Source organism: Candidatus Pantoea bituminis (assembly GCF_018842675.1).
Classification (GTDB): Bacteria; Pseudomonadota; Gammaproteobacteria; order Enterobacterales; family Enterobacteriaceae; genus Pantoea; species Pantoea phytostimulans.
In genome coordinates, this window is record NZ_JAGTWO010000004.1 from 3,284,369 (window position 1) to 3,296,993 (window position 12,625).

The window sequence follows — 12,625 nt, forward strand, 5'->3', positions numbered from 1 at the left end:
TAGGTGATGAAATGGATACTACCGAAGAGTTAAATGGAACGTATTTCTACCACGGAGAAAGCAATCTATCTCCGGGTGAACTTTTCGATGTTATTTTTCTTGAACAATTTTGTGATGAACTGGGGATAGGCATTGAATCAGGTGCAGCTATCCTTGCTGGGCAACCGTGGTTAAAAACCAGAACTAAGCCGGGAGATGCAATAAAAGGCACAAGCGTTATTTCCAAATACGGAAGAATGGTTCTGAGAGATGCACGAACTCCGTTTGGCATTAGGGTTCCTACACCAGTTGGTATAAGGATGCGAAAAACAAATAATCTTGCTGCTGTCATAGCACGATATGTTCCATGGTTGGGCTGGATAGGTCTTGTAAACGCAATTTACCAAGTATCAAGAAAAACTCAGGCAAAATACAACCTAATAGCCCGTCCAAAAGATCGTATACAGTGGTCATACTTTTAATGAAAAGTATTCAAGACCAAGTTGTAGACTTGTTTAAAGAGGAGATCTCAACTAGTTTAGATAAAAACTGGAAGGAAATTCCGCTGGATCTTGATTATGACTTATTTGATGCTCCCGGTGACGATCTGCATGAAGCTTTGGATAAATTTGAAAAAATATTTAATGTTGATCTTTCTTGTGTTAAATGGTCGTGTTATTTCCCTTGGGATAATACACCACTACTAACTCGGTGGTTTAAAATAAAACGAGAAGATATAGAGAAAACACGCAAACCATTAACTGTTAAAATGTTTGCTGAATCAGCCAAAGCGGGAAAATGGCTTTATGACTGATATAAATATTATGTATTAATGAGAGGTGAATACTCATGAGATTTGTTAATGACTTGCAATTGAATGCAATAAAACTCACATAATTAAATTATGATAAAAATGACCACTGTTAAATACCTTAAATGCAAAGGGGTATGGAATTTCCTATTAAATTACAATGATTTTATCTTTAATGGCATCAATGCTTCAATTAAAATATGAGGATATAGTGAATTCAAAAAAATTTTTCCAGTTTGTTTTTTAACTTAAATAAAGAATTTAATTTACTATCTAAAACACAAAGAGAATATATTGACAGGAAAATAAACACATACGATTTAATGTATAGTGAATTTGCCATTATAGAATTGACTGTTAGTATTGATTCAACAGAAATAGACACCTGTGATAGTGAGTTATTCTGGAAAATACCACCTCACAAAGAATTGAATCAAAAATATTAAGCACTCTAACTACTGCTTTTTCGTTATGTCGAAACTCCAATATTCCTCCTGAAAACGAATTGGTTGACGAAGGTTTTTTCATTGAAGTAAAAAATAAAATTGTTAGAAAACATTCTATTCCAAAAATTATTGATGGTCCTAAGATGAGTGAACTCACAAGAGGAGAATTAAGTTCAATAATTTATTTAACCACAAATTTTTATAATGATAAAAATTTAAGACCGATATTAGATTTATTCCATAACTCGCTTATAGCAGATGAGGTTGGAAGATTAAATAGTTTTATTTCTGTCTGGACATGCTTAGAGATTTTTATAGCTAAAAATTTCAAATAAAATTTCAATAAACCACTACAATCGTGATCGCCAACGAAAATCAGCTCGCGGTTTCCACTCATGCTTTTGATCTTTTCCAAAATGGTGAGAGCTTGTCGCGACAGGGGAACAAGATGTGGAGTTTTCATCTTGGAGCCACGCTGAGAGTGTTTAACTCCTTCCAATAGTTTACGTTCTCCCGGAATCGTCCACATAGCTGTTTCAAAATCCACTTCTGTCCAACGGACAAAACGCAGTTCACTTGAACGGATGAAAACGAACAAAGTGAGTTTCACGGCCAACCTTGTTAACGGCCTGCCGGAGTAGTGATCAATGCAATGAAGTAGTTCAGGTATACGATTTAGTTCTAACGCAGCGCGATGTTGCCGCTTAGCTGTAGCAACCGCTCCAGCGATCTCTTGTGCGGGGTTGTAATCGATTAAACCGCTCTGCACGGCAAATCGCATAATTGCTGTTGTTTGTTGTTGTAGACGTGCTGCCACCTAAAGACGTCCAGACATCTCTACGGCTTTGATAGGAATAAGTAAATCTCTGGTTTTTAGCTCAGCGATATTTCGCTTACCAATCGCATCAAAGAGATTATCTTCCAGACTCTTAAGAACACGACTACTATGCGACTCAGACCACCTTTGATTGCTGGCGTGCCAGTCTCTGGCAACAGATTCAAAAGTGATGACCTCTTTAGCCTGTTCTTCTTTTACAGCACGCTTATGTTCACAAGGATCAACACCGACATCAACAAGCCTCCTGGTCTCTTCTTTCTTTTGACGAGCATCAGCCAGTGACGTTTCGGGGTAAACACCAAATGCCATTAAACGAAAGCGCCACTATTTGGAACCGTTAGGGTGTATCAACAAAAACATACCATCGCCGTCTACTAGCGAGTATTCCTTTGCTTTAGGTTTTGCCGAACGCACCTTGGTATCAGTCAGGGCCATGATGGTATCCCTTCCATAGACTCGGTTCTATACTCACAAGCATGTTGATGTGGGGTAACTCAGATTGACGTCGGTTGACTGAAAAACGGGTAAAGCCTTGCTGGGACTGAATTCCAGGCACAAAAAAGCCGCTCGTAAGCGACTTAATTTGCATTCTCGATGGTGCCGAAGGCCGGACTCGAACCGGCACACCTTGCGACAAACTATTTAAAATCTTCTGCGTAGGTAACTCGCAGATTTTTAACGATTAACTTAGTTTGAAGAATTACGGCATATCCCAAATGCGCATGAAAATGCCTGTGCAAATTAACACGGGGTTTTTATGCAAATCAAGAAAGATTCCTACCTTGTTACCGATCCGTCTGGCGTTTGGATAGTCAGGATAGCCATTCCTCCATACATGAAGCATTTCTTCGATGGAAAGAGCTACTTCATACGCTCAACAGGGACGGGAGATATCAGGAAAGCAAGACTGTTTAGAGATAGTGTGGCTACGGAGTTTAATAGCCTTCGCGAGCAACTTAGACCTAAAGAACCTGGGTCACGAGTTGAGCAGATTCTTGGTGAACTTCGCCAGATCAGCGTGATTGCTAAAGATGCGCCCTCTCCTTTACTGAGCGTTCAAACACATGTCCAGACTTGCCCCTCTCTATTGAATATGCGTGACGTTTATCTCGTGCAATTCAGCGAGAAAAGAAAGCTGACCACACTGTCAAAAACTAATAAGGCTGTTGAAGTACTGTTATCACATCTTAAAAAGCGGGACATTCAGCTTAGGGATATAAACCGTACTGTCGTGACGGGCTGGCTTGATATCCTGAAGACTGAAAAAGCCCCACAGACGATACAAAACTACATCAGCGCTTTGGCTCAAATATGGGATCTCGCACGGAACCGTTATCACGATGCACCCCAAGATAATCCCTGGCGAGGTCATGGGCTGGAAGCGAAAAGCAGCAAAGTCAATTATGAGGTATTCACTCATATAGAACTGGCACAGGTGTTCGCTGAGTTTGACGGTGATGCAGAGATGCAAGCTGTAACTTTGATCGGAATGTATAGCGGGATGCGGCTTAATGAGATCTGCTCCCTGAAAACAGACAATATAAAGACAATTGAAGATGTGATGTGTTTTGATATTTTTGAAGGTAAGACTAAGGCAGCGTCACGCTTAGTTCCCGTTCACAGCCAAATAATTACACTTGTTGAATCATTGCATCAGACGCCTCATAACGGCTTCTTATTCTATCGGGCATCCTTGATTAATCGTGCAGATGGTAAGCGCTCTACATGGCATACACAGCGTTTCACAAGGGCAAAGCGTAAAGCCTTGGGGAGTCAAGGACGGATCGGAAAGTGTTCCACAGCTTACGTCATGAGTTTGCTCAACAGCTTGATCGAGCACAAGTACCAGAGGATAGGATCGCTTTACTTATGGGGCATGAGCGAGGGCGAACTGAGAGCTTCAAAACATATAGTAAACGAGGGAGAATCACAGAGCTGTCGAAGTATGTAGAAATGATTAGTTTTCGCTTAGTGTAAACAGCACTGTTATAACCACTTATCTTTTGGTTATGATTATATCCATTATGCGTTGTGCATACTCGTCTAAGGGATTCCACTAACTCCCTTTCAACATCACGTGCTTTGGAGCGGAACTTGGCTATATTTGATTTATTTTCAAAAAGACAGAAAAGACTACGCGGCGAAGTCCCTGATGTATATCAGTATACAGAACTTCCTCAAAATTTCCGTGTTCAAGTTATTCATATAATTAGAGAGACAATAGGATATGATAACGGGCCCGGTTACCATGCAGGTGATATCTATGATGCTATTCACAAAGCTTTATGCCGCGAATACGGGGTATTTTCGCTTAAAGAGCGTGCCCAAAATAATTCTCAAGCTATTTTCGACTTCTTTCTTAATGAAAAAAATCATGAAAGGTGTTTGGACGTCATAGAATTAAGTTTTAAATACATTCATCATGTTATACGAAAAGATTATTGGAAATATCAAGGTAACCAACAGACCGCTGACAATGCTATTGATGAACTCAACATTAGATTCAAAGAAGCAGGGATAGGATATCAGTTTGAATCTGGAGAAATAGTTAAAGTGGATTCGCAATTTATCCACTCTGATGTAGTTAAACCAATACTTCAAATAATTGGTAATAATATTGTATATCAAGGGGCTAATGATGAGTTCCTCTCAGCCCATGAACATTATAGACATCAAAAGTACAAAGAGTGTCTTAATGACTGCCTGAAATCCTTTGAAAGCCTTATGAAAGCTATTCATACTAAGCGCGGATGGGAATTCAATCAGACCGATACTGCCAAGAAACTAATTAATGGTTGTCTGGTGAATGGATTGATACCTGAATATATGCAGAATGAGTTCTCATCTTTGAGAATCTTACTTGAAAGTGGTATTCCAACCATCAGGAATAAAGAAGGTGGCCATGGGCAAGGTCATGAAGTCACAACCGTACCTGAGCATCTGGCGAGTTATTCCCTTCATCTGACAGCGTCAACTTTGCTCTTTCTCGCGAAATGTGACGAAAATCTTTGATATAAAAACCCCGAACAGCTTTTAGGCCGAACGGGGTCACGGCTAATTACCTCTGAGCAACGATGATGGACTGAATCCAGCATTATCACCTGCCCCTTGCCAACTACCTTGCAGACCCTGAGCAGACATCATCTGGAACTCGTGTTGCTGCTGAACAGCGTCAAGGGCCACTTTTTGGATAGAGCCGTCTGGCATGGTCACATTAAGCGCACCAGAGTTGACAATCTCCAGCTTAAGAGGTGCAAAGGTGATAGGTTTCTGTGCTGGAGGTAGGTAAGCAGCGCGATTTGCGATTTCTCCAGAGTATGCTGGATAGCCCGTAGCAGATGGCAAAGGTGATTGCTTAACTGTACTAATAACACCATCAAGCCAGTTAAGACCTGTATCCACCCAGCTACCTTCAACCACGTTTCCACCGCGATTAGTTTTGGTGCCATCCCAGCCCATAGCTTTGTGAAAAGCTGGAACCCATTGATCAAACACAAGATTACCGAGTTCTTTACCTAAGACAACGGCTGCTGCAATAGCAAAAGTTCGTCCTGCTGCTCCCATCACGCCACCGATTCCACCTAAGCCAGCCATCTGACCAACTTTAGAGATTCCCGCTAATGCGAGCTTACCTGCAACAACAGCGATCAACACGTCGAACCACTCGTTAAAGACGCCTGAGAGCCTCTGAAGGTTGCTCTGAGTAGATTTGTCGAGACCATTATAGAAGTCTGTCCAGTGCTCTGTTGCAAGCCCTGCATATCCAGAGAGGTTCATTGCTGCTTTATTAGAACCTTCTGCAAGGTCACTGATCCTGTCTGCAAGGTAGCCTACTCCATTGGCTGCTGGTGTTAATGCCACTCCGAGATTGTCAGCGGAGTCGGTCAGGGTAGCAAACAGTCTGACCATAGGCTTTTCCATCTGATCGAAGAAGTCACGTTTAGCAAATTGCATAGAACCAGCCAGACGGCCCTGAGCTGCAATGATATTCTGCTGCGCCATAGTCTTCTGCTGGTCAGTTGGTTTCATAACCTTGAGGGCATCTGCTACGAATGCGCTACCGGGTACGGTCTTGTAGTATTCTTTTAGCTGGCTACTGTTCGTAAATCCGTGGAGCTTTTGCAGACCTTTGACCAGCGCTGGCGAGGCATTTACCACCTGTAAAAATCCTGACCGAGGAGGTGCGCGGAGACGCTAATTTGTTGAAGCGCATAGTTGAGTCTGCCTACTGCTTGCGGATCCATACCTGTTGTATGCGAAAAAACGCTTTCGTTTTCAAATAGTTCGGCGATTTGATCATTTTTGAAGCTATCCGGCATGGTCATACGCATCTGAGCCATTTGCTCACGTGTCTGTAACGGGTCTAAACCGTAGCTACGAGAAGTCTGATCCGCTTTCAAGGTCATGCGAGTATTTTCAGCTTCATCACCATATGCCGCCACGCCCATAGTGTGTGCCTGCTGGAATTTACCACCGATGGTGATTGATTCCTGAAGAAAATCCAGTGCTCTGTTTAGTGCAAAGAAGCCTGCTACAAGCCCACCTGCGGAGTCTGCAAGACGTGACAATCCATTAGCAGCATTAGACGCTTCGAGAGCCTGAATGCGCTGTGCTGCACGCTGCTGTGATGCTAAACGTTGAGTCTGAGAGAACTCATAGTTAAGAGTACGGAGATTTTGACGGAACCCACGCATATCACCAGCGGCAGTGGACTCCATTCTCAGACGTTCAAGGCGTGAACGGTACTGTGCAGCACGCTCAGCATCACGATTAACCATCTGACCGTAGAAGCCTGATGTCAATTGGCGTTGGTGGATATCCTCAATACGTTGACGAACGCTAACGCGAGATTGGCCCGATCCCTGTCGAGGTAGCGGAGGTAATGGTGGTGCAGACCCACGGATTCGATATGCATCACGCATTGCTTTACCCACTTTACGGGCAGCGGCAAGACCTTCTGCCTCATAGCGGTTAAAGAGACCGCTGTTAGCCTGTCCGATAGCAAATCCACGTGACAGAGACTTGTTGATATTTTTTCCCGCAAGGGCAGCACGCTTCTCAATGTTTTTGAAAGTAGTGTTTAGAGCTGAGGAACGGTCTTTGGCAAAGGGGCGATTAAGTGATTTTTCAATGCGGTTAGCTATAGGCAGGATTTGCTTTTCCAGTTTTACCAGACCACGTAAGACATTTTCAGAAAAGCCCATTTGGATAACAAATTCATCTACGACTTGTTTATTTGATGCAGTCATTCATGTTTCTCGCCTTTAATTAGGAGATATATAAAGAAAAGGCCCACGACAATTAAGCGCGAGCCTTTAAAGGGTCTTGATTGTTACTTTTTAACAGAAGATCTCTTAACCGCATCTGAGACCAGCTGCTCGAAAGTTGGAATAGCTGCAAGTTGCTCACGAGCGGATTTCTTCGCATTGGTGAGTGCGAGTGCGGCTGCATTACGTTTGGTAAGAAGTCGCTTCAATTGATATTCATACTCATTTTTTGAATACTCCAAGGCAAGGTCGCTGTTGGCATATTCAAGGAGATTCTTAACGCTATTAGGAATAAATACCAGAGTAGAACTTCCCTGAGCGGGAGCAAGGCCCCCGTTAACGATCTGTAGAGATCCACCGTTGCTACGACGCTCGACCAGCTTGTAGCCTTCAATATCGAAATGACCACTCTTTAACATCTCGTTGAAATGGAAATCGCCACTGGAGAAACGCGTTTTAACGTCAGGGTGCTTTAAGTGGTATGCATATTCTGCTTGAAGCTTCGCTCGGAACGATAATTCGTGATCTTCGAAATCCGTCACTGCATCACACGCTGCTTCATGAGATTCAGTGAGCCTTAGAATTATAGGCGTCCAGTATTGTTCAAGAAATTGACGCTTCTGAGAAGGATAAAGATTCTCAAAAGTAGACTCATTATCTGCTTCGTCAATAATCGCTTGTCTATCGAGCTGGTCACGAAGCTGTTGGGCTTCCTGTTCAAATCGGTCTACCAGTTCTGCATCGGAATCACTAAGCTGGTGGGCTTTGAGAGTAATTTTAGTAGCGCGGTTGAGATCTTGTGATTCAACATTGTAATTCTGTACGTCTGGATGTGGTGCACAGTTAGTAGTAGTCATTATTTTTGCCTTAGTGCTGCACAGCAGCGTTTGCGGGGATTTGGACACGAGGTGTGGAAATTAAATCACGGAGCATCACATCCATCTTTTTTCGTGTCTCTGAGTAGAGAGTCTCTGCCATTTCCTGTGCTTCAACTGGTGAATAACGCATCATCAAAAAGCAATCTGAAAAGGCGTTAATTAGTTCTTCTGGGCGTTTATATACACAACTGAGAACTTGCGATGCTGAGCCATTTCCAAGGTCAATCACGAAACCTTTTTTCAGGTCTCGCGGATCTCGCCACTGAATGATATTTGCGTTCATTGGGCCACCTCATGATGCTTTACATAGAGCGTGTCAATGTGACAGAGGGTCACTGTGATAAAGGTCGTAGTCAAAACGTAAATTGCTGGAATCATTGCGGGATGCCTTATTGTCAGATAAAAAAATGTCGCCAACCCGATGATCAGGACGACGACGAATATTCAGGAACGAATACAATCTCTGCAAAGACTACTTAACCGCACCCCGCAAAGGACGGAGTAGTTTTGCACCTGCGCTGAGAGCCACTGGAGAGAGATGGAAGCCGACAGGATTTTGACTAAGAGACCGATAAAGAACTCTTTGCAGAGAGAATAAAAAACACAGGAGGAGATTTGAAAGGGTTGTTTGGAACATTCAGTAAACATCGAGGTATATAATTAATTTAACACTTTTGTAACAATTAGTCAACCCTTTATTAACGTGGCATGAGTAAAAAAGCTAATGTGTTGCAGCTTAATGCCGATACCAGTAACTGTGAAAAACCTATCGTTAAGGAATAAGCAGTGAGAAAAATCACAGTTATTTTGGCATCAGCAATTTTATTTACTGGTGCTGCACACGCTTTTGGTGAAGGGCCAGAAGAGTTGCAAGAAAAGGCTGCGCGTGTACTCGCTCAGGAAATTGGAATGAGTCGTGACCAGATAAACGAACTGAAGGGTATTATTGCTAAAAATGCTCCGGTTGGTGACCTGAATAAATGCTCTGATTACGGCTATCTGATGGGAAAGAACATGGGTGAGCAGATGCCCTCCCTGTCTGAAAAGTCGACCGATGCAATGCAAGATTTCGCTACATGGGGCTGTGTTGTTAAAAACAAGAGCTGATTTACTCTTCAGCAAAGTGATATTGGCAAACTGCTGATTCCTATCTTGTCACCTGTTGAGTTTTGATAGAAATGCTCAGGCTCAGTCGGTAACGCACGAAATCGATCAGCAGTTGCTTTCACATCACGGAATGCTTGTTGGCGTTTAATCTCTCTCTGACGATCCTGTTCGGATAGTCGTCTGTTATAGAGAACTTCAGATCTATGGATCTTCATGGTGACCTCTCTGTCAGGATCTTTTTTCAAAAATTTGGAGGGGGAATAAAACTGGTGAGGATTGCTGGTGGGGGAATATCTGTAGGATTTTGTTGAAGTCAGGCTCTCGGTGCTTAGACGGGTCAGACTTACGATCAGATTTTTATGCAAAAGTTAAAATATCAATAACCACATGATATTTATAGATATTTTTAGTTATCTGGTCGGAACTGTCACAATGAAATGAAGAACAAACCAGAGATAGCTATCAGGCCAATGTTTTCAGAACTTTGTTTACCAGCCCCACAGAGCATCCTGAAAGCTGTGCGAGTTCCTTCTGTGACATGTTTGGGAACTTCTTACGGTTAACCAGTATCTTTGAACGTAGTGCTGTATCTGCTGCCCTGCCCTTGTACAGACCTGCCTCTTTAGCTTTCGCTATTCCCTGTAGCTGACGCTGTTTACGCTTCTCGTAGTCTTCGCGGGCCATCGTAGCAAGTATCTCAACCAACATCTGATTGATAGCCTTAAGGATACCGTCTGTAACAACGTTTCCAGTTTGCATGTTCATATAGCTGGTGGGTACATCAGCAATCACAAGTCTGAGTCCACGTTCAGTGAGCAACATCTTCAGTTGTTCCCACTCTTCAGCCGAAAGGCGTGTTAAGCGGTCTGTAGACTCGACCAGCAAGACGTCATTCTTACGGGCATCCTTGAGCAGTCTGTTCAGTTCAGGACGCTGTAACGATGCTCCTGAAGCGTTATCGACGTATTCAGCGATGATATTCAGCCCATGATCAGCAGCAAACTGAAGCATCGACTCACGAGCACGATTAGCATCTTGTTCGTCTGTACTGGCTCTTAGGTAAAGCAGCGTATCCATCATGTTCAGCCTTGGTATTCACGATAAGTTAATTTATTAGACTATACGTGAATAGTTCATGATAAGTCAACACTACCACTCAATGTGAATGCGATTTGTGATTTAATCACATGAACTAATAAGGCATACCCTATGTGAACGTCAGACTGCTTTGAGGGTTTTGGGAACTGTTAGGTGAAATGAAGCTTTGGCAGGAGATGTCTGAACAGACTGCTCAGCAGGTGCACCTGTCACAGTAGATGCTTGCGCTTGTTCCTTAAGATGCTTGTTTACCTTTGACTGTTCATGACGACGCTGTGCGTTCCGGTCAGCAGTGATCTTGCCCATCACAGCCAGTTGGTCTTTTAGCTGAACATCGTCAGGTTTCAGGCTGAACAGTGCTAATAGTGTTGGGTCACGGTAAAAGACAGCCGCCTGGAACAGATCAATGTCTGCTGGGTTGATACAGGTACGGAGTAAGGCTGGGGCAGTAGCTGAGTTATCAGCAGGTTGGATGTTCATTAGCGATTTTTCCAAATGAGGTGGAGATCTGGGAAGCTGTAGCGACAATCTGGATAGACATCTGTCAAGAAGAATGCTCAGAATAATAATTACAGATCAATAAGTTAACTATTTATAGAGGTCGTTAAACAGTTTCGAAATGAAGAAGGTGAAAAGCCCTGTTGGGACGACGTCATATAGGAAATGAATAGTGAATTGTTGCATTGATGCTTTACCGGGATTGTTTACGATGACGTTGAAGGATGATGTTCACATAGCTCAGTGAAATATTGAGATGCTGAGCGATCTGCTTGTAAGTGAGTCCCTGAGATCGAAGATAAGCGACCTTTTCAGGGATATGAGGCTGATGGCTGTTAACCGGAAGACCTGCCAGTTTCCTGATCAGAATGGCCTCATGGGGATTTAGAGCAGATTGCTTAGCAGCCTGAGAAGGTGACTGTCCAGATTGGATAAGGTCTAAGAAGCGTTGCACTTCTGGAGTTGATGTGAGGGCATGCATTGGAGGGATACCTTTTATGATAGATGGGTCTGTGCTGACATATGAATAAGCGCTCAGTCATAATAGGGTTCAGGACTGAGCAGCAGAATTAACAGGCGGGGTTATTGCGATTGAATTGTTTCTGACGTTTGACCTGATGCGGAGCCATACCGATACGATTACCACCAGAGAAGATGTTCTGAATGGGTTCTGCTTCATCATCGTTATAAGGTAAATCATCGTCTGGAGTTGCAGTAAATGAATCATCTGAATAGTCATCGTCATGATCGAGTGGTTCATCATCAAAGTCATCTTGAGCAGGAGGCATACTGGCGTATGTCTTTGTCGCCAGTTTTTCTCTATTTAAAGAGTTCTCTTTAGAGATTTCTTCATCAAGATTAAGATCGCTAACGCTCTCATCACAATGGATTCTGGTCTCATACAATCCCTTGTTTACCCGTGATAGCGAAGCTCTAATGTTTTGACTTTGACCTTCATTTTCTAAACTGATCTTATCTTTATTATTATCAGTATTCTTATAGGAGGTCATTTTGACACCTCTGGAGGTAGCAGATTGACACCTCTGGACGTTGCACTTTGACACCTCTACAGAATTGACAGTTACCAGGTTGGAGTTGTTGAATCGACGAACCTTGGTAATTAGCCCTGCTTTTTCTAATGCACCTGTAGAACGGATGACCGTAGACTTAGAAAGCCCAAGCGACTTAGCAACATGATCATTAGACGGGAAAACCTGAAGGCCAGCTTCTTGATAAGAAAGCAATGTCAGATATACAAGTTTATCAGTCGGGTTCAGGTCGGGAGACATCAGGACATCGTGATATGCTTTTACGAAAGTGCGTGACTGTGGATTGGTTGCTGTTACATACATTGATACCTCAAGGGTGATTATTGGTTGCGGGATTATAGAGCCACTGCCAAACAGACAATAAAAAACTCTTCATTGTCACCTTAAAAAGAATTGTCCCCACGAGAAACCGTCAGCCATGTATGAGAGCTAACATCGGTTTTACGACCCGCATCAACTTGCAGGGACAATCAAAATAATCTTTCAGGTGACAATGAAGAGTTTGTTAGGGATTGATTCATAAATGGTAGGTCTGCGATGAGTGCGGGATGTTCATCGGGGATAATTAATAGTAACCAATGTTATTGTTTATGTCAACAACATTATGCAACATGTCGTTAACAATCCAGCATGGCTTCAATGGAATTGGTAACT

Annotated in this window: 12 protein-coding genes and 2 pseudogenes; 5 read left to right on the top strand and 9 right to left on the bottom strand. The window is 42.8% G+C overall.

Features of this window, described 5'->3' with window-relative positions:
• The first annotated feature begins 11 nt into the window (after positions 1-11).
• On the top strand, positions 12-461 hold the full coding sequence (locus KQP84_RS19280) for an STM2901 family protein (RefSeq protein WP_215847744.1): 450 nt from the start codon (positions 12-14) through the stop codon (positions 459-461).
• Positions 446-793, top strand: coding sequence for a DUF1493 family protein (locus tag KQP84_RS19285; protein WP_370661490.1), 348 nt, complete (start codon positions 446-448; stop codon positions 791-793). Before KQP84_RS19280 ends, KQP84_RS19285 begins: the two co-directional genes overlap by 16 nt.
• A gap of 798 nt (positions 794-1,591) precedes the next feature.
• Here the strand turns inward: KQP84_RS19285 and KQP84_RS19290 are convergent.
• Positions 1,592-2,509: pseudogene (locus KQP84_RS19290) on the bottom strand (tyrosine-type recombinase/integrase); the annotation flags it as partial.
• A 322-nt stretch (positions 2,510-2,831) separates the two neighbouring features.
• Here KQP84_RS19290 and KQP84_RS19295 point away from each other — a divergent pair.
• Both KQP84_RS19295 and KQP84_RS19300 read left to right on the top strand, forming a co-directional pair.
• Positions 2,832-4,051, top strand: a pseudogene (locus KQP84_RS19295) (tyrosine-type recombinase/integrase).
• A 117-nt stretch (positions 4,052-4,168) separates the two neighbouring features.
• The gene (locus KQP84_RS19300) at positions 4,169-5,086 is read left to right on the top strand and encodes an abortive infection family protein (RefSeq protein ID WP_215847746.1); all 918 of its coding nucleotides are present in this window, start codon (positions 4,169-4,171) and stop codon (positions 5,084-5,086) included.
• Positions 5,087-5,128: 42 nt separating this feature from the next.
• On the opposite strand, the gene KQP84_RS19305 is transcribed toward KQP84_RS19300, so the two are convergent.
• The 4 genes from KQP84_RS19305 to KQP84_RS19320 form a co-directional block, all read right to left on the bottom strand.
• Positions 5,129-6,232 (bottom strand): hypothetical protein, encoded by a 1,104-nt coding sequence (locus KQP84_RS19305; protein ID WP_215847747.1) that lies wholly within the window; start codon positions 6,230-6,232, stop codon positions 5,129-5,131.
• Positions 6,226-7,323 carry a hypothetical protein gene (locus KQP84_RS19310; protein ID WP_215847748.1) on the bottom strand — a complete coding sequence of 366 codons (1,098 nt, stop codon included), beginning with the start codon at positions 7,321-7,323 and terminating at the stop codon, positions 6,226-6,228. Before KQP84_RS19310 ends, KQP84_RS19305 begins: the two co-directional genes overlap by 7 nt.
• A gap of 83 nt (positions 7,324-7,406) precedes the next feature.
• Positions 7,407-8,198 carry a hypothetical protein gene (locus KQP84_RS19315; protein WP_215847749.1) on the bottom strand — a complete coding sequence of 264 codons (792 nt, stop codon included), beginning with the start codon at positions 8,196-8,198 and terminating at the stop codon, positions 7,407-7,409.
• Between the two features lie 10 nt (positions 8,199-8,208).
• Complete coding sequence (locus tag KQP84_RS19320; RefSeq protein WP_215847750.1) at positions 8,209-8,502, bottom strand: hypothetical protein; 294 nt, start codon at positions 8,500-8,502, stop codon at positions 8,209-8,211.
• Between the two features lie 503 nt (positions 8,503-9,005).
• On the opposite strand from KQP84_RS19320, the gene KQP84_RS19325 reads away from it, so the two are divergent.
• Positions 9,006-9,326 carry a hypothetical protein gene (locus KQP84_RS19325; protein WP_215847751.1) on the top strand — a complete coding sequence of 107 codons (321 nt, stop codon included), beginning with the start codon at positions 9,006-9,008 and terminating at the stop codon, positions 9,324-9,326.
• A gap of 462 nt (positions 9,327-9,788) precedes the next feature.
• On the opposite strand, the gene KQP84_RS19330 is transcribed toward KQP84_RS19325, so the two are convergent.
• The 4 genes from KQP84_RS19330 to KQP84_RS19345 form a co-directional block, all read right to left on the bottom strand.
• On the bottom strand, positions 9,789-10,406 hold the full coding sequence (locus KQP84_RS19330) for a recombinase family protein (RefSeq protein ID WP_215847752.1): 618 nt from the start codon (positions 10,404-10,406) through the stop codon (positions 9,789-9,791).
• Between the two features lie 138 nt (positions 10,407-10,544).
• Entirely contained in the window at positions 10,545-10,904 is a 360-nt protein-coding gene (locus KQP84_RS19335; protein WP_215847753.1) for a hypothetical protein, read from the bottom strand.
• Between the two features lie 211 nt (positions 10,905-11,115).
• Positions 11,116-11,403 (bottom strand): helix-turn-helix domain-containing protein, encoded by a 288-nt coding sequence (locus tag KQP84_RS26270; protein ID WP_215847754.1) that lies wholly within the window; start codon positions 11,401-11,403, stop codon positions 11,116-11,118.
• Positions 11,404-11,491: 88 nt separating this feature from the next.
• Positions 11,492-12,274, bottom strand: a complete 783-nt coding sequence (locus KQP84_RS19345; protein WP_215847755.1) for a helix-turn-helix domain-containing protein — start codon at positions 12,272-12,274, stop codon at positions 11,492-11,494.
• Positions 12,275-12,625 lie beyond the last annotated feature (351 nt).

Coding starts and splice junctions, on each gene's coding strand:
- KQP84_RS19280 (WP_215847744.1), top strand. CDS start 12: ATGGATACTACCGAAGAGTTAAATGGAACGTATTTCTACCACGGAGAA.
- KQP84_RS19310 (WP_215847748.1), bottom strand. CDS start 7,323: ATGACTGCATCAAATAAACAAGTCGTAGATGAATTTGTTATCCAAATG.
- KQP84_RS19315 (WP_215847749.1), bottom strand. CDS start 8,198: ATGACTACTACTAACTGTGCACCACATCCAGACGTACAGAATTACAAT.
- KQP84_RS19320 (WP_215847750.1), bottom strand. CDS start 8,502: ATGAACGCAAATATCATTCAGTGGCGAGATCCGCGAGACCTGAAAAAA.
- KQP84_RS19330 (WP_215847752.1), bottom strand. CDS start 10,406: ATGATGGATACGCTGCTTTACCTAAGAGCCAGTACAGACGAACAAGAT.
- KQP84_RS19335 (WP_215847753.1), bottom strand. CDS start 10,904: ATGAACATCCAACCTGCTGATAACTCAGCTACTGCCCCAGCCTTACTC.
- KQP84_RS26270 (WP_215847754.1), bottom strand. CDS start 11,403: ATGCATGCCCTCACATCAACTCCAGAAGTGCAACGCTTCTTAGACCTT.
- KQP84_RS19345 (WP_215847755.1), bottom strand. CDS start 12,274: ATGTATGTAACAGCAACCAATCCACAGTCACGCACTTTCGTAAAAGCA.